Here is a 21346-nt window from a genome sequence, read left to right on the forward strand (position 1 = left end):
TGGTACTTTTAACGAATTTCAATAGTCAAATCATGCAGAAATTCGTAGTACTTTTTTCTTTGGCTTCGGCTACTTTGGCCGGCCAAACATTCCCTAAAAACGAGAATCATATGGTGAAATATCCAAAGACCCGTAAATCGGAAACTGTAGACACTTATTTTGGTACTCCCGTAGCTGACCCTTACCGTTGGTTGGAAGATGATATGAGTGATGAGACCGGTGCTTGGGTAAAAGCCCAAAATGAGGTTACTTTTAATTATTTGAAAAAAATTCCGTTTCGGGAAGCATTGAAACAAAGGTTGGAGAAGCTTTGGAACTATGAGAAATTAGGTTCTCCTTTTAAGGAAGGGAATTATACTTATTTCTATAAAAATAATGGTTTGCAGAACCAGTATGTTCTATACAGAAAACAAGGGGAGGGTAAGGAAGAAGTTTTCTTGGACCCGAATACCTTTTCTGAAGACGGAACTACATCTTTAGCTGGTCTAAGCTTTACAAAAGACGGTTCGCTTGCGGCCTATTTAATTTCGGAAGGTGGGAGCGATTGGAGAAAGGCCATTGTCATTAATGCCCAGACCATGGAAGTAGTTGAAGATACTCTTACGGATATTAAGTTCAGCGGAATTTCATGGAAAGGAAATGAGGGGTTCTACTACTCTAGTTATGATAAGCCGGAAGGAAGCGAACTTTCTGCAAAGACAGATCAGCACAAAGTTTATTACCATAAAATAGGGACTTCTCAAAAAGAAGACCAATTGGTATATGGAGGCACGGAAGCCGAGAAGCATAGGTATATAGGGGCCTCAGTATCCGAAGATGAGCGATATCTGTTAATTTCCGCTGCCGTTTCAACGTCGGGTAACAAGTTGTTCATTAAGGACCTTTCACAGGAAAATAGTCCATTAGTGCCCATAGTTGAGGATACGGACTCGGATAATTATGTTATTGAAAATGAAGGGTCAAAACTATATATCGTTACCAATAGAAATGCACCCAACAAGAGAATTGTTACGGTAGATGCTGAAAATCCAGGAGAAGAGAATTGGGTTGATTTTATCCCGGAAACCGAAAATGTACTGACTGCTGGTACGGGCGGTAGTTATTTCTTTGCGGAATATATGGTAGATGCTATTAGTAAAGTCTTTCAATATGATTACGATGGCAAATTAATCCGTGAAGTGAAGTTACCCGGGGTTGGTAGTGCTTCGGGATTTGGTGGTAAGAAAGAAAACAAGGAGTTTTACTTTTCCTTTACCAACTATATTATTCCTGGTTCATCCTTTAAGTACAATGTAGAAACGGGTGAATATACTTCTTATTGGACGCCGGACATAGATTTTAATTCAGAGGATTATGAATCCAACCAGGTGTTTTATTCCTCTAAGGATGGTACTAAGGTTCCTATGATCATTACCCATAAAAAGGGATTGAAGTTGAATGGTAAGAACCCAACCATTTTATATGGTTACGGTGGTTTTAACATCAGCCTAACACCTGCTTTTAGTATTGCCAATGCAGTTTGGTTGGAGCAGGGAGGCATATATGCGGTACCTAATTTAAGGGGTGGTGGCGAATATGGGAAAAAATGGCACGACGCGGGTACGAAAATGAACAAACAGAATGTTTTTGATGACTTTATTGCTGCAGGAGAGTATTTGATTAAAAATAAGTATACTTCTTCGGACTATCTGGCCGTTCGCGGTGGAAGCAACGGCGGACTTTTAGTAGGTGCTACCATGACCCAAAGACCAGATCTTATGAAAGTAGCTTTGCCTGCTGTTGGGGTTTTGGATATGTTAAGGTACCATACGTTTACTGCTGGTGCTGGCTGGGCGTATGATTACGGCACGTCTGAGGAGAGTAAGGAAATGTTTGAATACTTAAAAGGATATTCCCCCGTTCATACTATTAAAAAGGGAGTAGATTATCCTGCCACATTGGTTACTACCGGAGACCATGATGATCGTGTAGTTCCGGCGCATAGTTTTAAATTTGCTGCGGAACTACAAGCCAAACAATCGGGAAAAAACCCTACCTTAATTCGTATAGAGACCAATGCCGGTCACGGAGCAGGTACACCGGTAAGTAAAACTATTGAGCAATATGCCGATATTTTTGCATTTACCCTGTATAATATGGGTTTTGAGGCACTTCCGTATAAATAAATTGCCTATTTCAAGAATTAAATACCGTTTGGACTTTTCTTGACAAAAGAGTGCCTAGGTATACAGAACACGAATGTATGTTACAAGTAGATCATGTTTCCTTTAGTTATGACGATGGTACTTCCGTTTTGGAAAATATCAACCTAAAGGTGGCCAAAGGCGAACATGTTTCCATTATAGGAGAGAGCGGTTGTGGAAAAAGTACCCTCTTAAAAATCATTTACGGATTGCTTCATATTGAAGTGGGAGAGGTGTATTGGAACGAAACCCAAGTTTTAGGCCCACAGCATAATCTTGTGCCGGGCGAACCGTACATGAAGTATTTATCACAGGATTTTGATTTGATGCCTTTCACTACGGTAGAGGAAAACATTAGTCAGTTCTTATCTGTTTTTGAACCTGAGGAGCTTCAAGATCGTACGTTTGAGCTTTTGGAAATGATTGAAATGACCAAGTTTGCCCAAACCAAGGTAAAACTATTAAGTCGTGGTCAACAGCAGCGCGTGGCACTGGCTAGAGTTTTGGCCCAAGAGCCTAAAGTACTGTTGTTGGACGAGCCGTTTAGTAATATTGATAATTTTAGGAAGAACAGTTTAAGGCGTAACCTTTTTGGCTATTTAAGACGTCAAAAAATAACTGTACTTACCGCTACGCATGACCATATGGATATGCTTCCGTTCGCGGATAGGGTGGTTGTGCTCAAAGATAGGTTCATTGTGGCTAAGGACAGTCCTAAAAACCTATATGAGCACCCTAAGGACCTGTATGTAGCCTCCTTGTTCGGCGAAGCCAATAAAATTCCCATAAACATTGTAAAATCCTATGCGGATACCAAAAGGCGCATTATTGTATATGCCCATGAATTTAAGGTTTCCGGTAAATCCGGTTTAGAATGTGTGGTAAAAGGAGCTTATTACATGGGAGGTCATTATATGATCGTGGGGATTTATGAAGGTGAGGATATCTATTTTAACCATGACAAGCCTTTAGAGGTGGGAAAAGTAATTTTTCTGAATATTTCTTTGGAAACCATAAACCAGCGCATGGCCGATTCTTAAACTATGAACAAGGCCCAACTGATTCAAGAATTAACTTTCAAAGCTGTAAGAAGCAGTGGTGCCGGAGGGCAGCATGTAAACAAGGTGTCTACTAAAATAGACCTTAGTTTTTCGGTTGAGGAATCTAACGGTCTTACCGCTATTGAGAAAGAACGCCTTTATAAGAAAATAGGTCATAGGCTCACTAAAGAAGGGGTGTTGCAAATGCAATGCGATGAAACCCGTAGTCAGCATAGAAACAAAGAATTGGCCATTACCCGTTTTTTAACCCTGATTGAAGACGCTTTAAAAGTTAAGAAAAAACGGCGGAAAACAAAGCCGTCACGATCTTCCATTGAAAAACGGTTGAAGCATAAAAAGAAGAACGCCCAAAAGAAGACAAATAGAGGAAAGCCCCAAATGGATTAAAACTCATTGGGGCTTTTTCTGTGGAATTTAAAACCCACTACTCAACTAAACATCAACTATAATTAAAACTCTTGCTTACCAAATTCACTGTCAATGAATTTGGATTTATTCTTGTTCTTATTGAAATTGTAGGATAGGTTAAGCAGTACCATATCTACTTCATATACATAGTTTGTGGTGGTAAAGAACTCACCTTCACGATAAGTGGTAATACGTTGTTCGTTCGTATCCAATAGTCCCAAATCTATATTTTGCCATTGTAGCGTAGCCGTCAATCGGTCATTTAAGAACGACTTTTTAAAGGTTAGGTTGGGCGAATAAAAACGGGAATCTTCGCCCTGTGCCGTAATCCGTTCGGAGAGGTAATTAAAGGTGAATTGCAACGAAGCGGTTTCCGTAAAGTTATAGGTGCTGTTTGCGTTTATGGAGTACACAAAAGAACTGCTGTCTATATTTCTACCATCATATTCGCCATCAATGGTATAATTGTAAAGGTTGGCTCCAATAAAGTTAGACCAGTTTTTGGTAGGTTTTAGCTGCGTGCCCAATTCAAGTCCAAGAGACTTTGCCTTTCCCACGTTTGAGTAGATGCGGTTTAGGATGGTGTCGTTATAGATGGTATTTACTCTGTTCACCAAATTTTTGGTGTCGCGGTAATAGGCCGTGGCGAAGACCGAATTTCCGCCCTCAAAGTTTTTGCTGATACCCACTTCCAATAGGTCTATAAATTCCGGTTTTAGGGTGGGGTCTCCCTGTTCCAAGGTTTCTGAGTGCTCACGTTCCGGAAAAGGGTTCATTTTAAAAGTGGCGGTGCGTTCTACCCTTTTGCTATAAGCGGCCTTCAATTTTAGATGGTTCTCAAATGTATATTGAACCGATGCTGATGGAAACGGTTTTACATAATCATAGGTATAGGTAGTGTCAATAAGACCTTGTTTGTCGCGAAGATCAAGTTCGCGATCCATGGCCTCAATACGCACACCTGCAGCATACTCCCATTTATCCTTGGCACCTGTTAATTGCGCATAACCGGAATGGATGCTCCTTTGAAGGTCAACTTCGCTGGAAAATTCGGGAACTAGCTCAAAAACGCCACCAGTAGTATCATCCTTTCTTTCGTATACGAAATCACCTGTATGGTCCAAGTTTCGGTATTGGTAACCGGTTTCTAGTTGGCCAATGGTAAATGGTTTCCAGGCATAGTCTAATGATAGACGAATACCGTTAAGCGGGTTGTCATTGGTGTTGTATTCCTGTTGGTATATAATGTTCCTATCGGGTTGGCCCAAGTTGTCACTTTCGGTAGGTCCTCCTAACAGGGTGTATTCGTATAAAAAGGAAGTAGATAATTTTGAAGTATTTTCAAAAATATGGGAATAGTCAAAGCTTCCCAACACAAAATCACTTTTTCGGGTTCTAAGGTTGTGGTTATAATACTGAAAGGTATAAAAACGTTCTCCCCCAGCAGCAGGCGTAATCCCGTGGTTGTCAAAATATACGATATCGGCTAGACGATCCTTTTTTCTTTTCCCCCCGTAAAAACCTAGTGAATAGGTGTTTTTATCATCTGGCGCATAGTCTACGGTAAACCTTCCACTGTAATTAATTTCGTCAAAACTGCGCTCTCCACTAGAAGGAAATTGGGTAAGGGTGTCATTTATGATGGTAAAAACATCACCTTCACGTCTACCGCCAAGATCGTTACGTTGGTAGCTGGCACCCATAGAGATATTCCAATCGCCTTTACGAATGTTATACGTGGCATCTGCGCCGTAACGTTGGTGTACCTTATCATTGCCATACGTTTCAATAGAGGGGAGACCACCTTTAATATTGATCTGGGCAAAAGTGCCGTCCGCGGCACCTTTTTTGGTGATGATGTTCATAATACCCGCTTTACCTTCAGGGTCATATTTGGCCGAGGGGGCGGTAATTACTTCAACCCGCTCAATGGCATTGGCCGGAAGTTGGTTCAATAAATTGGAAGCATTTCCTTGCACGGGGTTTCCGTTGAGCAATACTACAAATCCGGTACTCCCACGAACACTTATTTCACCCTGTCCGTCCACACTTACCGAGGGGATATTCCTAACCACATCCGTGGCACTTCCTCCAAGGCTGTTCTGGAACTTTTTGGTATCAAAAACCTGTCGGTCTATTTTGTTGATAACGGTTGCTCGTTCGCCTTTAACTACCACTTCTTCAAGTTGGGTGCCACCAATACTTAAGGTTATGGTTCCTAGGTCAACACCTTTTCGGTTCTGTACGGTAATATCCTTTATGGTCTTGGTTTCAAAACCAATAAAAGAAGCTTCTAGGTAGTAAGTTCCGTTTTTAATATTGTCTATAGAAAAGAAACCGTTTAGGTCCGTAATGACTCCGGTAACCAATTCTCCGTTATCCTGATTAAAGACGGCAGCGGTGGCGTATTCTAACGGATACTCATTATCTCCGTCCGTAATTTTACCGGTTATTTGCGCCGATACCGAAAGGGGAATTATAGTGATCAGAAATACAAATAGATGAAAAGACTTCATGTTCAATAGGTTTGGTATTAATTAGGTGTCGAAATTAAGCTTAACCCCTATTGAATTATGGTCTGTTTGAAAAAGTTAAGGTACGATCGCTACTTTTTTAAACTGTAGCGGTGTTTGTCCATCATGTCGTTTAAAGTATTTTACAAAGTGGGAAACATCCGTAAAGTCAAACGCATAGGCAATTTCAGTAACTGAGAGATCGGTGTAAAGCAACAAGCGCTTGGTTTCTTTTAAAATATGGTCTGCAATTACGGCAGAAGCGGTCTTCTCATGCTTTCTTTTGCAGAGGGCATTTAGGTTTTGTGCCGTGGTGTTCAGCTTCTGGGCATAGTAGGCCACATCGTTTTTAAGTTTGGTTTGCAGCAACTCATCAAAACGTTCTTCCAGATTGTTGGTAGATACGGTTTCATCTAGTTCTACATACGTCAATATTTTAGAGAATAAAGCTTTGAGAACCCCTTCTACCAGAATATCCCTGCTGGCACAATTTTCCTTGATTTCTTTGGATGCGATTTCAAAAAGTGATTGAATACTGGCATCATAAGATGGGTTGATTACCCTTTTGTTACCCAGCTGTTTTAGTTGTAGGTTAATATGCTTGTCCAAGGTCTTCTCTAAAAACCCTTCCTTAATAATAATTACGAAGCCTTCAGGAACGGTATCTATTTCCCAGTGGTGTACTTCATCTTTTTTAATGATAAATATTACTGGCGGCTCTATGGTGTACCCGGTCTCGTCCATATAATGCATTCCACTACCTGCACTAAAGTAAACCAACTCCATATACTTGTTGTGGCGGTGCGGTTTGGTGTAGCGCTTATTAACATCAAAGGGCTCGATCTTAATATCTGCCAAAGCAGAGATTTTGGTATAGGTTTTAATTTTGGTACGTATCAAATGGACTTATTTTTAACAAGACGTTTTTGCTCATGATCTGTGTAATCTACACAAAGATCAGGAGTACAGGTCTTGTTGTTCAAGCTAAGTATAAAGATAACAGATAGAACAGGTATTCACTGCCTTGGGATGATCGTAAATTCTAACACAAAGTGTTTAATTTGTAGCACTTTGGTGTAAATATTTAAAATAATGTTAAAATATTTAGCCCTAAAAGGTATGTTTCTTAAAATTCAAATTTAAGTTGTACGGACACGGACTCCTTTTCAGAATTCTTTTTTTCTTTTTCTGTGTTGAGGTTGGCTAGAGAAATACCCAGCAGTCGTACGGAATTTTGTAATTTCTCCTGATATAAAAGTTCTTTTGCCGTTTCTAGGATAAGGCTCTTGGCGGAAATAAAATAGTTGAGGGTCTTGCTTCGCGTGTTTAATGTAAAATCGCTGTATTTGATTTTTAAGGTCACGGTCTTTCCCGCAATGTTGGCCTTCTTTAAGCGTTTTTCCAGTTCTTCTGCAATATGCTCCAAACGTTCAAGCATGAACACTTCACTACTTAGGTTTTCGTTAAAAGTACGCTCCGCACCAACAGATTTTGGAATACGGTGGGGTTTAACCTCGCTTGTATGAATACCACGCACCACATTGTAATAGTAACTTCCGCTTTTTCCAAAATTGTCTTCTAAAAATTCTATTGGCTTTTGTTTTAGGTCTTTACCGGTAAAAATGCCCAGTTTATACATTTTTTCGGCCGTAACCTTTCCTACACCATAGAATTTTCGGATTTCCAGTTCTTCCAAAAACTCCAATACTTCTTCTGGGTTAACCGTTTTTTGTCCGTTGGGTTTATTAATATCACTGGCAACCTTGGCAATGAATTTATTGATGGAAATTCCTGCGGAAGCATTGAGGCCGGTAGTCTCAAAAATTCGTTGCCGGATTTCCTTGGCCATCATTGTTGCCGACGGATTTCCTTTTTTGTTCACTGTAACATCAAGATAGGCTTCATCCAAGGAAAGCGGTTCTACCAGGTCTGTATACTCATGAAAAATGCCACGTATTATTTTTGATATTTCTTTGTACCTATCAAAACGGGCCTTTACAAATATAAGTTCAGGGCAATTACGCTGGGCCACTACACTGCTCATGGCACTACGAACCCCAAATTTTCTGGCTTCATAGCTAGCAGCTGCAACCACGCCCCTTTTAGAGCTACCGCCAACGGCAATGGGCTTCCCGCGTAGGTCTGGATTGTCCAATTGCTCCACGGATGCATAAAAGGCATCCATGTCTACATGAATAATTTTTCGCAATGGAAAATCGTTTGGCATACTGCAAAATTAAGTTATATTTAGTTGGATGGAAACACAAAGAAAAACAGCAATAGTACTAGGGGCAACCGGTCTTACCGGAGGCATTTTGCTTCAGCTTTTATTAGCAGATGACCGTTACGAAAAGGTAAAACTGTTTTCCCGTTCCACCGTGGGCGTTTCCCATGATAAATTGGAAGAGCACTTGGGCGATTTAATGCAGCTGAAGCAGTTTAAATCGCATTTTACCGGAGACGAGGTTTTCTGCTGCATCGGTACTACCAAATCCAAGACACCCAATAAAACGGTGTATAAGGATATTGATTACGGAATTCCTACAACCGCCGTAAAACTTTGCCGTTCCAATGGAATCCTCACTTTTTTAGTAGTTTCCGCAATGGGGGCGAATGCAAAAAGCAGTGTTTTTTATAATCGGGTAAAGGGTGAAATGGAAGATGCTGTTTTAGCCCAAGGAATTATGAACACTTATATCTTTAGACCTTCCTTAATTGGTGGCAAACGAGAAGAAAAGCGAATGGGAGAATTTTTGTTCAAGCAGCTTATGAAAGTAGTGAATCTTGTTTTGGCGGGTCCGTTGGAGAAATACCGCTCCATTAAGCCGGAAGCTATTGCGGAAGCTATGTTGACTGTGGCAAATTCAGGATATGAGGAACGTATAATAGAATCTGACAAGATTAAAAAAATAGCAACAGAAAGTGATTGAAATTGAGCGTAAATTTTTGGTTACGTCTACGGCGTACCAAAGTCAGGCTATATCTAAAAAACGAATTGTTCAAGGGTTTTTGAACACGGACCCCGAGCGTACCGTACGGGTGCGGATCAAGGGAGATGAAGGTTTTTTAACCGTTAAGGGAAAGGGCAACGATACAGGTGTTTCCCGCTTTGAATGGGAAAAAGAAATTGAGGTTGTTGAGGCCGAAGCCCTATTAAAACTGGCCGAACCCGGTTGCATAGATAAAATTAGGTATGAAGTAAAAATTGGGACACATACCTTTGAAGTAGATGAGTTCTTTGGGGATAATGAAGGACTTACGGTAGCAGAGGTAGAACTATCCTCAGAAAATGAAAACTTTGAAACGCCGGAATGGTTGGGTGAAGAGGTCTCCGGTGTTACCAAATATTATAATTCCCAGTTGAGTAAACACCCTTTTAAAGATTGGGAGGTAAAGGATTAGAGTAGGTGGTCGTTCTTTTCCAAGTAACTTAGGGTGGCTATTCCCCTTATGTTGTGGACTATAAAGGTTTTTAGAATTTCTTCGACCGAAAACTTTTCAAACAAATTCTCTTCCGTAAAAATCAGGAGGGGCAACCGCTCTAAGTAAAGAAGACAAATTGCATTTACATTGATGTCTTTTTTAATATGACCCAGTTCTTGTGCTCGCAATAGAAGATCACGTACTGTAGTGTGAATATAGTTTGCCCTAAAGTGATTGAAATAGCTATCAACCTTAGGATAATATTTTCGTAATCCATATAAAAAAGCCGGACTAAAATTTTTAAGAGAATCCAGTCCTATTTTGTACACTGCTATTACAGCCAAAATAGGATTGGATTTTTCTCTTTTGACACATTGATCCATTTTAGACCTGGTCTTGTTCAGAAATAGATCAAGACTTTCTTGGATTATAACTTCTTTGCTGGCGAAATTCTCGTATATCGTTTTTTTTGACATACCCATTTCATTCGCAAGCTCATCCAAAGTAAATCGTTTACTACCGAACTGGACAAATTTAGAAAGGGCAAATTCTAAAAACAGGTCTTTGTTGATCATGTGCCTTACAAGTGATTAATGCCATCCGCCACCAAGGGAACGGTACAGGTCTACTGTTGCCGATAACTGACCAAACTTGTTATTTATCAAGCTTAGTTCTGCATTCAGCCAGTTCTCCCTGGCGGTCAATAGGTCTAAATAGGTTAAGTAACCACTGTTCAATAATTCTTCTGAATTGGTCTCTGCGCGTTTTAAAGCAACCACTTGCTTGGTAACATAAGCTTCTTTTTCTACGGCTGTGTTATAATCGTAAAGCGCATCCGAAACTTCTTTTCCAGCAGTAAGCAAAGCCTTTTTAAAGGTTAATAAGGCCTGCTCTTGTTGCGCTTGTGCCACCTCATAGGCTGTTCTTACTTTTCTTCCGTTAAAAATTGGTTGGGTAAGACCTCCAATAAGATTGGCAAAGATAGAACTGCTATCTATCCAATTGTCCAACTCCAAACTTTGAAAACCACCTTGTGCCGATAACGTAATGGACGGGTAGAAGTTGCTTCTTGCTACGTTGGTCAATTCAAAGTTATTTACCAAGCTATATTCGGCTTGCATGATATCCGGCCTATTTCTAAGCAACAATGCAGGAACACCTAAAGACATATCGCCAGTTATAGTTTGATCGGCAAGTGTACCTCGCTCGTATGTTTGAGGTTGCTCGCCCAATAAAATGCTTAATGTTGTTTCCGTTTTGAATAGTGAGTTCTTAAGGTCTAACAATTGACTTTGAGCGCTATAAAGTTGTGCCGCTGTTTGGTCCACACCCACTTGATTGGTTTGCCCGGCTTCTTTAAGAGCCGTAATGGTTTCCAAACTTTTTACACGGTTTTCAATGGTCTCCTCTGTAACGGAAATTTGTTCGTCCAACGCCAACATTTGATAGTACGTTGTTGCTATCTGCGCCACTAAACTTGTTTTTACCGCTTGATGAGCGGCAACAGTCTGCAAGTAACTGGCATCACTAGCTCGCTTTGTGCTTCTAATTTTACCCCAAATATCGGCCTCCCAAGAAACCGTACCCGAAGTTTCATATTGATTAAAAGGTTGCGTAAAGAAACTTCCAAATTGTCCGTTCTCACTTGTTCTTGCCGTTCTAGTGGCACTTGCAGCACCGTTTAATGTAGGCAAATAACCGGCTTTTCCTTGTTTTACGTAAGCCTCAGCCGCTGCAATATTCTGCAGGGCTATACGAATGTCCAAATTATTATCAAGTCCCTTTTGAATATAAGTCTTTAAATAAGGGTCCGTAAAAAGGTCTTTATAAGAAACCGATGCGAAGGATACACTGTCCTGTGGCAGGTTATCCGTTCTATATAGGTTTTCTGTTTGGACCTCTGGTTGCTCATAGTTTTTGGCTACAAAACAAGATTGTAGCAAGAGCGGGAGCAGGGCCACCAATAAGAATTTATTCATTACTAATTTCTTCATGATTTCTCTAGTTCTTTATTTCTTCAATAGTTTCTTGTGGCGCACCGGTAATACGCTCTTGGATGGTCTGGAAAATGACATATAGCGCCGGTATTACAAATACACCAAATATGGTACCTATCAACATACCTCCAACTGCACTCATACCAATGGATCGGTTACCTACGGCACCTATACCTGATGACAGCGCCAATGGCATTAAACCAAGGATAAAGGCGAAGGATGTCATTAAAATTGGCCTTAAACGTGCTTTGGCACCATCTATGGCAGAATCAATAATAGACATACCGTGTTTTCTACGCTGCAATGCGAATTCTACGATAAGAATGGCATTTTTAGAGAGAAGACCGATTAACATGATCAGGGCAATTTGGAAATAGATATTGTTCTCCAAACCAGCTACGCTTACAAAACCTATTGCTCCTGCAATACCAATTGGTAAGGACAGTAATATGGATAATGGAAGGATATAGGATTCGTATTGAGCACTTAACAAGAAGTATACGAAAACCAAGCTCAAAATAAAGATTAGAACCGTTTGGCTACCCGCGCTATTCTCTTCCTTGGTAAGTCCAGAGTATTCGTAGGTGTAGTTATTTGGCAATACTTGTGCCGTAACCTCTTCAATAGCTTTAATAGCATCACCAGTAGAATACCCAGGATTCATGGCTCCGTTAATCTTAACCGAACTCAATAGGTTAAACCTGCTTACTACCTCAGGACCGTAAATTTTCTTTAACGATACAAATTGAGATACGGCAACCGACTCCCCATTTGCGTTCGTAACGAAAATGTGGTTCAATGAATTTTCATCTGCCCTATCTTCCGGTTTGGCTTGGATCATAACACGGTACTGCTTACCAAATTTGTTAAAGTCCGTGGTATAAAGCCCACCATAGTAGCCTTGCATAGCGCTAAATACATCCGTTACGGCCAAACCGGCCATTTTAGTCTTCTCAACATCTACCTCCAACTCGTATTGAGGGAAATTAGCATTGAAGTTGGTAATGGCGTATTGAACTTCCGGTCTTGCATTTATAGCTGCCAAAAATTCATTGGTAACTTTGTTTACGGTTTGCCAATCGTCTGCATCTTTACTCTGTAAGTTCATCTCAAAACCGGTAGAGTTACCAAAACCACGTACACTAGGTGGCGTAAAGAAGAATATTTTGGCGTCTTTGATGCCCGCCGTTTTTGCGAACAATTGCCCTACGACCGCTTGTACGGATTCATTATCACTTTCTCGTTCTCCCCAATCTTTTAGTCTAAGTACGGAGAAACCGTAAGAACCACCGTTAACACTGTTAAGGATACTAAATCCTGTAATGTTCATTCTGGCCTTGATCAAGTCCATTGAAGCATAAATAGAATCTAATTTCTTAACGGTTTTCTGTGTTTGTTCCAATGTTGTTCCCGGAGGCATAGTAACATCGGCAAAAACAATAGCTTTATCTTCATTTGGAATAAACCCTGTAGGTGTGGATTGGAATAGCATATACGCTATAACCCCAAACACTGCAATAGACCCCCAAGTGGCCCATTTTCTTTTGGCAATGAATTTTACGGAACCAACATATTTATCGGTAATCGCATTAAAACCGGTGTTAAAGGCCGAAAAGAAACGTTTTGAAATTCCTTTTTTGTGTTCCTCGGACGGATTGTGGGGTTTTAACAACAACGCGGCCAATGCAGGGCTCAACGTTAAAGCGTTTACTGCCGAAATTAGGATGGCAATAGCCAATGTTATACCAAATTGCTGATAGAACACACCCGATGATCCACTAATAAACGATACCGGAATAAACACGGCGGACATAACCAAGGTGATAGAAATGATTGCACCTGAAATCTCGGACATTGCAGATTTGGTAGCCGTTTTGGCATTGGTTGCGCCTTCCTCCATTTTGGCATGGACGGCTTCGACCACCACAATGGCATCATCCACCACAATACCAATGGCCAGAATCATTGCAAATAAGGTTAACATGTTAATTGAGAACCCAAAGAGCGATAGAAAGAAAAACGTACCAATAATCGCAACCGGAACGGCAATAGCAGGTATTAACGTAGATCTAAAATCTTGTAGGAATATGAAAACCACTAAGAACACTAATAGGAATGCTTCTATTAAAGTCTGTACTACGTGTTCTATGGATGCACTTAAGAAATCTTTAGTGTTATAAGGAATTACGTAATCCAGACCTTTAGGGAAATCTTGGCTGCTTTCATCCAATATGGTTTGAATTTCATCAATAATAGCGTTCGCGTTAGAGCCCGATGTTTGGAAAATACCAACAGCAGTACCGGGCTTGCCCATACCTTCGTTTTTTGTTCCATAGTTAAAGGCACCCAATTCTACTTCGGCAACATCTTTAAGTCTTAAAAACTGTCCGTTTTCTTGTGCTTTTATAATGATATTCTCATACTCGGCTTCTTCCGAAAGACGTCCTTTATACTTTAAAACGTACTCGTAAACTCCATCGGCGTTTTCACCAATTTTACCAGTTGCAGCCTCAAGGTTCTGCTCTCTAAGGGCATTTTGAATATCCGAAGGCATAAGCTTGTAGGCCGCCATCTTTTCTGGGTTCAACCAGATACGCATAGAGTAATCCTTAGAACCAAAAACAGTAACGTTACCAACACCTTCTATACGTTGTAATTTGGGTACAATGTTAATTCTGGCGTAGTTTTCCACAAAGGTTGCGTCATAATCATCGTTATCCGAGAATAAAGAAAAGAACAACAATGCACTGGTTTGTGACTTTTGAGTAATAACGCCCGTCTGTACTACGGCCTGTGGTAAAACACTATTGGCCCTAGCCACCCTGTTCTGAACGTTTACCGCGGCAATATCCGGATCCGTACCTAATTTAAAAAAGACGTTAATGGTAGCGGCACCGTCGTTACTGGCACTAGAGGTCATGTACAACATGTCCTCTACACCGTTTATTTGCTCCTCTAACGGTATAACAACACTCTTAAGTACCGTTTCTGCATTTGCTCCGGTGTAGGTACTTGTTACTTGCACGGTAGGTGGCGCAATTTCCGGATACTCTTCAATAGGTAGGGTCGTTAAACCTAGTATACCTAGAATAACAATAATAATCGATATAACCGTAGACAGTACGGGACGATCTATAAATTTCTGAAACATTGTTCTCTATTTATGTGTTTTGTTGAATTGCGGTTTCTTATTTGACCGGACTAATGGCCATACCGTCTTTTATTTTAGTTACACCTTCTAGAACAATGGTAGTTCCTTTATCTATGCCGTTTTCCACAACAAAACCTTTTTGAGTGGTGGTTACGATATCTAAAGGCATTGTGGTTACAGTGTTATCTTCTTTTACTACATAGACCAGCTTTTTCCCCTGAAGGTCAATAGTAGCCGTTTGTGGAATTTCGTAAGCATCCTTATAAACAGTTGGAATTTTAATTTTCCCAGTACTACCACTACTTAGCAAGTTATTTTTATTGTCAAAATCTGCACGTGCGGTAACACTACCAGTAGTACCGTTTATAATACTGTTGATCATGGCAATTTTACCGGGCTCAGGATATTCTTCTCCGTTTATCATGACAAGTGTAACTTCTGGTGCTTTTTCAACATCCATAAGGTTCTTATCATTTTTAGGCATAGACTCTTTTAACTTGAGCAACTCTTTTTCGTTCATTGAAAAATAAGCCCGTACTTGGCTAACATCTGAAACCGTAGTTAATGGTTTGCTCATGTTTGAACTTACAAGAGCGCCTATTTTAAAAGGAATTTCACCAATGTAACCGTCAACCGGGCTCGTAATACGCGAGTAGCCAATGTTTGAGGTAACGCTCTGGTAATTAGCTTGAGCTTGAGCAAGTTGTGCTTTTGCAGTTTCTAATTGAACCTCGCTAATAATACCTTTTTCTACCAAAGGTTTTAGCTTGTTTACTTCTACCTGTGCAACATTTACTGATGCTTTGGCAGCATTTGCATCTTGGTTCAAGGTTTGTGTTTCCAATTTAAAAAGCAGTTGGCCCTTTTTTATTTTCTGACCTTCTTCTACATAAACCTCCTGAACAAAACCAGATACTTTTGGCCATATTTCTACATTTTGCTTTCCCTCTAGAGTAGTAGAAAATTCATTATAAACAGTAATGTCCTGTGGTTTTAGTTCACCAACCTTTAAACTTGGTGGAGGTGGAGCAGCGGCACCAGCGGGAGAAGTTGGAGTTGTTCCAAAACACGAACTCAAAAGGAGTGCGGCGCTTAATAATCCTATAATTGATAACTTTTTCATTTTAGATGGAGTTTTACTTGTATTGAATTGTTGATTGAATGTTGTTAAGGTTTTGTTAATTCTGAATGTTCGGTAAAAAACGAACCATTTGTTCAAAAAAATTAGTTGTTAGATTTTTTCAGGTCTATAATTGTCTTTCTGTAAATTTCTCTAGCTTCTTCTACACATTTGAGATAGATATCCTTTCTTGCTTTATTAGCTTCATGTTTCTCTGGATTATATGCCTCGTTATAAGCTGCAACTTTTTCAATCATTTCAGACTCGTTTTCGAGTTTTTTAAGGACTGTATTGAGTTTGTTTATAAAAAAGGCATCTTTTTCAGCAACTTTAAAGTATCGTTTTCTGTCTCCTGACTTTGTAAAGTACTTTACAAAGTCCATTTGTAAAAGGAGGTTTAGCGATGTAGATATAGAACTTTTACTGGCACCACGTTTAGTAAGACAATCCTCAAAAGTGAGTCCGTCTTCCTCTGTAATAACGAGGTTAGCAAAAATTCTTGCGGCTAATGGAGGAAGGGAATATTCATTCTCAAAATGAATCCCTAGGTCCTCAATTAATAATTTTTTGCTTTCTTCTCTGTTCATAATCGAAATATTGAAGGGGCAAAGGTAGTATTAGTTCGGAAACAAACAAACCAAAAGAACTTAAATATTCCTAAAAGGCGTTAAAATTATGTTAGCGAAAGAATTTAAGGAGCTAATATGCCTTCCTTTTCAATGATGGGGATAGGGCCTAGGTCTTTCTCGGAGATAGTATTCTTGGGAAATAAGAAGCGTTTTTCAAAAAGTTTGCCCTCGGCGAAGAAAGTAACAAAAAACTCATTGTCCAATGCTAGCACATCTTCAAGGAGCATTTCTACTTTTTTAAAAGATTTGGGCAGAATGGTACCAATGCCATGGCGCATAGTAGATGTTTTTCGCTCTGCATCATATCCTTTGGAGACCACAATCGTTAATTCAATCTGGTCCGGTCTATTATTTATAATGTACGCGTTCCAGTCTTTTGAAAGAAAATCGTCGTTCCACTCACGGATTATGGCCACGTGAACATCTTTGGCAATAGGTATTTCAATATCTTTCTTCACAACGCTGGGTTAAAGTGCGCTTTTAAATTGTTCTAAGAAACGCACATCATTTTCGCTTAATAAGCGAATATCGGAGATTTGGTGAAGCAACAGGGCAATTCTGTCTATTCCCATACCAAATGCGAAACCAGAGTACTCCTTGGAGTCAATACCACAGTTGTCCAGTACATTAGGGTCTACCATACCACAGCCCATAATCTCTAGCCATCCGGTACCTTTTGTCATTTTGTAATCGGTTTCGGTTTCAAGTCCCCAATACACATCTACTTCGGCACTAGGCTCGGTAAAAGGGAAATATGAAGGGCGAAGTCTAATTTTTGACTTACCGAAAAGTTCCGTTGTAAAGAACTGAAGGGTCTGCTTTAAATCTGCAAAAGAAACGTCCTTATCAATGTAAAGACCTTCTACTTGATGGAAAAAGCAATGTGAACGGGCCGAAATAGCTTCGTTACGATATACTCTTCCCGGAGAAATGGTACGTATTGGTGGTTTATTATTTTCCATATATCTAACCTGTACGGACGAAGTGTGTGTACGCAATAGGATATCCGGATCCGTTTGAACGAAAAAAGTGTCCTGCATGTCTCTTGCAGGGTGATATTCCGGTAGGTTCAGTGCGGTAAAGTTGTGCCAGTCATCTTCAATTTCCGGTCCCTCGGAAACATTAAAACCTATTCTGGAAAAAATATCTATAATTTGGTTCTTTACAATAGAAATAGGGTGTCTGGCGCCAAGTTCTAGAGGCTCCCCTGGGCGGGTTAAATCGCCATATATGCCTTTTTCTTCGGTTTTGCTTTCAAGGGCATCCCGTAAGGTGTTCAGCTTTTCGTTTGCGGTCTGCTTAAGCTGATTTATGGTTTGGCCGAATTCCTTTTTTTGCTCATTGGGTACATTTTTGAATTCAGCGAAGAAATCGTTTAAAAGTCCCTTTTTACCTAAGTATTTTATACGGAAGCTTTCCAGTTCCTCTTTAGTGGTAGCGGTAAACTTTTCTACCTCAGTAATGTGCTTTTTTATGGTATCGATCATGATGTTCGGCTAAAGCCGCAAATTTAGGACATTTGCGGCATTACCGAATACATAATTCATCATAAATTGGCCTAAATTCTATGCTGAGGCCTCAATATTTTGCTCGGATGTCTTGTGTGTCAAGTACTGCAGGCATTCATTAAAGGTGTCAAAAATATGTTCTGCAGGAATTAAATCAGGAATGAGTTCTACACGTTCCATCATGTAACGTGGTTGTGGAAGTACATCTACGAACAGAACCTCTATGTTGGAGTTGTGTAAATCTATAAGCACGTCTTCCAAGGTATAAAGACCGGATTGATCCATATATTGCATACGGTCCATTCTAATGATTACCGTAGACGCCGATCTAGGAATTTGGTCTGCTAAAATCTGAAATTCACTGGTAGAACCAAAGAACAAAGGTCCTTTAAGGTGTTTGATAAAGACCGTTTCTTTTAAGTTTTTGGGGAAACTTTTCTCATCTGCCCATCCTTGTTCTTTTTCTAAAGACTTTACATCAGACCGCTCCGCAGTAAGGTCGCCCATCTTTTTCATGAACATTAAGGAGGCAATTACCAGACCAACACCAACTGCATAGACCAAGTTCCAAACAGAAGAAAGTACCAGTACAACCAGCATTATAATAACTTCCGAGCTGAATTTTATAGGTCCTAAACTCATGTCTTTAGGAAGACTGGGTATAGCTTTTAGTCCTTTGTAATCCATAACACCTATGCCTACCGTTACTAAAATTCCCGCCAATACGGCAGCGGGAATCTGAGAAGCAACCGGTCCAAGAGCTAAGAGAACAACGAGCAGCAGAACTCCGGCAACCATACCGGACAATTTGGTTTTTCCACCGGCATTAATATTTACCACAGTACGGATGGTGGCACCTGCGCCTGGAATTCCACCAAAAATGGCGGCAATACTATTTCCTATTCCTTGGCCCACCAATTCTTTGTTGGGTTGATGTTTAGTTTTTGTCATATTATCCGCAACTACAGAGGTTAAGAGGGAGTCAATGGCTCCTAACAACGCCAATGTTAATGCAGTAAAAATGTATGGCGTTACGGAACTTAGCTCAAAACTGGTAAATATACCCAGATTTGGAACCGGAAATCCGCTTGGAATTTCTTCAATAGGCCTGTAATCCAAACCAAAACCATAAGCCACGCCCGATACCACAACCAAGGCCACCAATGCACTTGGGATAGCCGTAGTTATTCTTTTAAAACCATAGATAATGGCAATGGTGGTTAGTGCCAGAATAAACTCTAGCCAGTTAATATTTTGAAGTGCTCTAGGCATTACCTTAATGGCTCCCAATACTCCGGATGCTTCGGATTTTGCCAAAGTACGTGCTTCTTTTAGCATATCTTCCTCGGTAATTCCTTCCGCTCGTTTAATGGTCTCCTCAAAGTTTTCCAGAACAAGAATGCCTTCTCCAGCTTCTTCCTTTAAAATATTGTCCAAGATAATTTCTTCGGCCATAGGTTTGTATTGCTCTACAAAAGCCTCGTCTTCTTTAGGGTAATAGCCAATTGCGGGAAGTATTTGGGTTACCAAAATAATAACTCCGATCGCGGTCATAAATCCGGAAACAACGGGATATGGAATATAGCGGATGTATTTACCAATACCCAATAACCCCAAGCCTATCTGCATAAGACCGGCCAATAGAAAAACAACCAAGATTGCAGGTAGCGCTTTTTCCAAACTTCCATCATTGATTGCTATTATACCTGCTATAACAACCATACTTACCGCGGTCATTGGTGCTGTTGGGCCGGAAATCTGGGTGTTGGTACCACCAAAAAGAGCCGCGAAAAAACTGATGAATATAGCTCCATAGAGACCGGCGCTTGGCCCAAGGCCTGAGCTAACACCAAAAGCTAATGCCAAGGGAAGAGCAACAATACCTGCTGTTATCCCTCCAAATAGATCTCCTTTAAAGTTTGAGAAAAGATTTTTCATAGAGTCAAGATTAATGGTAATATGTTAGTTTAAGGAGTAACAGAATGGTTTTGATCAATCTAAATGATAGATTTCCATTATGTTTCTAAGATAGCCTTCAAAATCTATCTTAAGGTCTATTAGCTTTCCGGTGTGGACATCAAATATCCATCCGTGAACTTTCAATCCGTGGTCGCGATATGCTTTTTGCACCACCGCGGTTTTAATTAGGTTTACACATTGTTCCTTTACATTAAGTTCAACTAACCTGTCATATTTCTTTGTTTCGTCCTCAATTGCGTTAAGTTCTTCCTTATGAAGACGATAAACGTCGCGTATATTACGCAACCATGGGTTTAAAACCCCTAAATCTGCAGATTGCATGGCGGCTTTTACCCCTCCACATGCATAATGCCCACAGACTATAATGTGTTTTACTTTTAAATAGTCTACGGCATATTTTACTACAGATAGAACATTTAAATCAATACTGATTACCATGTTCGCAATGTTACGATGTACGAAAACCTCTCCAGGTTTGGCACCCATAACTTCTTCTGCGGTAACCCTACTGTCCGAACAGCCTATATAAAGCAGTTCTGGATTTTGCCCTACGGCCAGTTCCTTAAAATAATCTGAATTAGTCTCTAGTTTCTCAGCAATCCACTTTTCGTTATTCTCAAAAACAGTGTCTAAATCCATTATATTTTTTTGGTAAAGTAAGGAGAATTCTACAGAAATATAGTAAAAAGGCCAACACCGTTATTGGCCTTTTAACCTGTCTAAAATTCAATATACTAGTAGAAAGTTACTTCGCCGTTGGATATGTCGTACATGGCCCCAACTATCTTAATTTCTCCTTTGTCTTCCATCTCTGCAAGAACAGGACTTTCTTTACGTATATTTTCAATAGTTAAAAGCACATTTTTTTCTGAAACCTTATCAACAAATTCAAGGTTTTTAGAGTTTCTCTGGCTTTCATCTGCCGGTTCTTTAACCGCGTCTACAGCTGGTTCTATCTTATTGATCAGTTTGGTTAGATTGCCCAATCTAGCATGATCGCAAGCACCTTTGATGGCACCACAACTAGTATGGCCCAATACAACAATTAATTTGGTACCGGCTAGTTTACAAGCAAATTCCATACTTCCAAGAATGTCTTCATTGGAGAAGTTACCTGCTATACGAATACTAAAGATATCGCCAAGACCTTGATCAAAAACCAATTCTGCCGAAACCCTAGAATCTATACAGCTCAAAATGGTTGCAAACGGAAATTGTCCTTCGCTAGTATCATTTACTTGCTCCAAAAGGTTTCTATTGGCCTTTAAATTATTTTGGAAGCGTTGGTTACCTTCTTTAAGGAACTGTACTGCTTTTTGCGGGGTCATTGTTGCTTGTGTTTCCTTAGTATGTGCTTTCATATTTTATATTTT

Annotated in this window: 18 protein-coding genes; 5 read left to right on the plus strand and 13 right to left on the minus strand. The window is 40.0% G+C overall.

Going from position 1 to position 21346, the window contains the following annotated elements:
• The first annotated feature begins 32 nt into the window (after positions 1–32).
• The 3 genes from KO513_RS12145 (at position 33) to arfB (ending at position 3631) form a co-directional block, all read left to right on the plus strand.
• Positions 33–2165, plus strand: coding sequence for a prolyl oligopeptidase family serine peptidase (locus KO513_RS12145; RefSeq protein ID WP_215913586.1), 2133 nt, complete (start codon positions 33–35; stop codon positions 2163–2165).
• Between the two features lie 77 nt (positions 2166–2242).
• Positions 2243–3223, plus strand: a complete 981-nt coding sequence (locus KO513_RS12150; protein WP_215913587.1) for an ABC transporter ATP-binding protein — start codon at positions 2243–2245, stop codon at positions 3221–3223.
• A gap of 3 nt (positions 3224–3226) precedes the next feature.
• Positions 3227–3631 carry an alternative ribosome rescue aminoacyl-tRNA hydrolase ArfB gene (gene arfB, locus KO513_RS12155; protein ID WP_215913588.1) on the plus strand — a complete coding sequence of 135 codons (405 nt, stop codon included), beginning with the start codon at positions 3227–3229 and terminating at the stop codon, positions 3629–3631.
• Between the two features lie 62 nt (positions 3632–3693).
• Here arfB and KO513_RS12160 read toward each other — a convergent pair whose 3' ends face one another.
• The 3 genes from KO513_RS12160 to dinB all read right to left on the minus strand — a co-directional run bounded on the left by KO513_RS12160 (position 3694) and on the right by dinB (position 8392).
• Positions 3694–6168 (minus strand): TonB-dependent receptor domain-containing protein, encoded by a 2475-nt coding sequence (locus KO513_RS12160; protein ID WP_215913589.1) that lies wholly within the window; start codon positions 6166–6168, stop codon positions 3694–3696.
• A gap of 75 nt (positions 6169–6243) precedes the next feature.
• The gene (locus KO513_RS12165; protein ID WP_252735779.1) at positions 6244–7065 is read right to left on the minus strand and encodes an AraC family transcriptional regulator; all 822 of its coding nucleotides are present in this window, start codon (positions 7063–7065) and stop codon (positions 6244–6246) included.
• A 226-nt stretch (positions 7066–7291) separates the two neighbouring features.
• A complete protein-coding gene (dinB, locus tag KO513_RS12170) occupies positions 7292–8392 on the minus strand; it encodes a DNA polymerase IV (protein WP_215913590.1) in 1101 nt (366 codons plus the stop codon).
• 28 nt (positions 8393–8420) lie between these two features.
• Between dinB and KO513_RS12175 the strand changes: the two genes are divergently transcribed.
• Both KO513_RS12175 and KO513_RS12180 read left to right on the plus strand, forming a co-directional pair.
• The gene (locus KO513_RS12175; protein ID WP_215913591.1) at positions 8421–9095 is read left to right on the plus strand and encodes an NAD(P)H-binding protein; all 675 of its coding nucleotides are present in this window, start codon (positions 8421–8423) and stop codon (positions 9093–9095) included.
• On the plus strand, positions 9088–9567 hold the full coding sequence (locus tag KO513_RS12180) for a CYTH domain-containing protein (RefSeq protein ID WP_215913592.1): 480 nt from the start codon (positions 9088–9090) through the stop codon (positions 9565–9567). Before KO513_RS12175 ends, KO513_RS12180 begins: the two co-directional genes overlap by 8 nt.
• On the opposite strand, the gene KO513_RS12185 is transcribed toward KO513_RS12180, so the two are convergent.
• The 10 genes from KO513_RS12185 to KO513_RS12230 all read right to left on the minus strand — a co-directional run bounded on the left by KO513_RS12185 (position 9564) and on the right by KO513_RS12230 (position 21334).
• Positions 9564–10163, minus strand: coding sequence for a TetR/AcrR family transcriptional regulator (locus KO513_RS12185; protein WP_215913593.1), 600 nt, complete (start codon positions 10161–10163; stop codon positions 9564–9566). The two genes, KO513_RS12180 and KO513_RS12185, sit on opposite strands and share 4 nt — an antisense overlap.
• 15 nt (positions 10164–10178) lie before the next feature.
• A complete protein-coding gene (locus tag KO513_RS12190; protein ID WP_215913594.1) occupies positions 10179–11582 on the minus strand; it encodes a TolC family protein in 1404 nt (467 codons plus the stop codon).
• Between the two features lie 7 nt (positions 11583–11589).
• On the minus strand, positions 11590–14736 hold the full coding sequence (locus tag KO513_RS12195) for an efflux RND transporter permease subunit (RefSeq protein WP_215913595.1): 3147 nt from the start codon (positions 14734–14736) through the stop codon (positions 11590–11592).
• Between the two features lie 37 nt (positions 14737–14773).
• The gene (locus tag KO513_RS12200; protein WP_215913596.1) at positions 14774–15859 is read right to left on the minus strand and encodes an efflux RND transporter periplasmic adaptor subunit; all 1086 of its coding nucleotides are present in this window, start codon (positions 15857–15859) and stop codon (positions 14774–14776) included.
• 101 nt (positions 15860–15960) lie between these two features.
• Positions 15961–16443: a GbsR/MarR family transcriptional regulator gene (locus KO513_RS12205; RefSeq protein ID WP_215437173.1), complete on the minus strand. Its 483-nt coding sequence runs from the start codon at positions 16441–16443 to the stop codon at positions 15961–15963.
• Positions 16444–16547: 104 nt separating this feature from the next.
• Positions 16548–16943 (minus strand): hypothetical protein, encoded by a 396-nt coding sequence (locus tag KO513_RS12210; protein WP_215913597.1) that lies wholly within the window; start codon positions 16941–16943, stop codon positions 16548–16550.
• 9 nt (positions 16944–16952) lie between these two features.
• The gene (pheS, locus tag KO513_RS12215) at positions 16953–17972 is read right to left on the minus strand and encodes a phenylalanine--tRNA ligase subunit alpha (protein ID WP_215913598.1); all 1020 of its coding nucleotides are present in this window, start codon (positions 17970–17972) and stop codon (positions 16953–16955) included.
• 78 nt (positions 17973–18050) lie between these two features.
• Positions 18051–19931: a SulP family inorganic anion transporter gene (locus KO513_RS12220; RefSeq protein ID WP_215437179.1), complete on the minus strand. Its 1881-nt coding sequence runs from the start codon at positions 19929–19931 to the stop codon at positions 18051–18053.
• A gap of 54 nt (positions 19932–19985) precedes the next feature.
• Positions 19986–20612: a carbonic anhydrase gene (locus tag KO513_RS12225; RefSeq protein ID WP_215913599.1), complete on the minus strand. Its 627-nt coding sequence runs from the start codon at positions 20610–20612 to the stop codon at positions 19986–19988.
• 95 nt (positions 20613–20707) lie between these two features.
• Positions 20708–21334: a carbonic anhydrase family protein gene (locus KO513_RS12230; protein ID WP_215913600.1), complete on the minus strand. Its 627-nt coding sequence runs from the start codon at positions 21332–21334 to the stop codon at positions 20708–20710.
• Between the last annotated feature and the right edge of the window lie 12 nt (positions 21335–21346).

The sequence above is a fragment of the Zobellia sp. B3R18 genome (genome assembly GCF_018860715.1).
GTDB classification, from domain to species: Bacteria; Bacteroidota; Bacteroidia; order Flavobacteriales; family Flavobacteriaceae; genus Zobellia; species Zobellia russellii.

Excerpts from the sequence above, each read along its gene's own strand:
- KO513_RS12175 (WP_215913591.1), top strand. The coding sequence starts at position 8,421 with ATGGAAACACAAAGAAAAACAGCAATAGTACTAGGGGCAACCGGTCTT.
- arfB (WP_215913588.1), top strand. The coding sequence starts at position 3,227 with ATGAACAAGGCCCAACTGATTCAAGAATTAACTTTCAAAGCTGTAAGA.
- KO513_RS12150 (WP_215913587.1), top strand. The coding sequence starts at position 2,243 with ATGTTACAAGTAGATCATGTTTCCTTTAGTTATGACGATGGTACTTCC.
- KO513_RS12160 (WP_215913589.1), bottom strand. The coding sequence starts at position 6,168 with ATGAAGTCTTTTCATCTATTTGTATTTCTGATCACTATAATTCCCCTT.
- KO513_RS12195 (WP_215913595.1), bottom strand. The coding sequence starts at position 14,736 with ATGTTTCAGAAATTTATAGATCGTCCCGTACTGTCTACGGTTATATCG.
- KO513_RS12225 (WP_215913599.1), bottom strand. The coding sequence starts at position 20,612 with ATGGATTTAGACACTGTTTTTGAGAATAACGAAAAGTGGATTGCTGAG.
- KO513_RS12200 (WP_215913596.1), bottom strand. The coding sequence starts at position 15,859 with ATGAAAAAGTTATCAATTATAGGATTATTAAGCGCCGCACTCCTTTTG.
- pheS (WP_215913598.1), bottom strand. The coding sequence starts at position 17,972 with ATGATCGATACCATAAAAAAGCACATTACTGAGGTAGAAAAGTTTACC.
- KO513_RS12190 (WP_215913594.1), bottom strand. The coding sequence starts at position 11,582 with ATGAAGAAATTAGTAATGAATAAATTCTTATTGGTGGCCCTGCTCCCG.
- KO513_RS12205 (WP_215437173.1), bottom strand. The coding sequence starts at position 16,443 with ATGAACAGAGAAGAAAGCAAAAAATTATTAATTGAGGACCTAGGGATT.
- KO513_RS12230 (WP_215913600.1), bottom strand. The coding sequence starts at position 21,334 with ATGAAAGCACATACTAAGGAAACACAAGCAACAATGACCCCGCAAAAA.
- KO513_RS12145 (WP_215913586.1), top strand. The coding sequence starts at position 33 with ATGCAGAAATTCGTAGTACTTTTTTCTTTGGCTTCGGCTACTTTGGCC.
- KO513_RS12185 (WP_215913593.1), bottom strand. The coding sequence starts at position 10,163 with ATGATCAACAAAGACCTGTTTTTAGAATTTGCCCTTTCTAAATTTGTC.
- dinB (WP_215913590.1), bottom strand. The coding sequence starts at position 8,392 with ATGCCAAACGATTTTCCATTGCGAAAAATTATTCATGTAGACATGGAT.
- KO513_RS12220 (WP_215437179.1), bottom strand. The coding sequence starts at position 19,931 with ATGAAAAATCTTTTCTCAAACTTTAAAGGAGATCTATTTGGAGGGATA.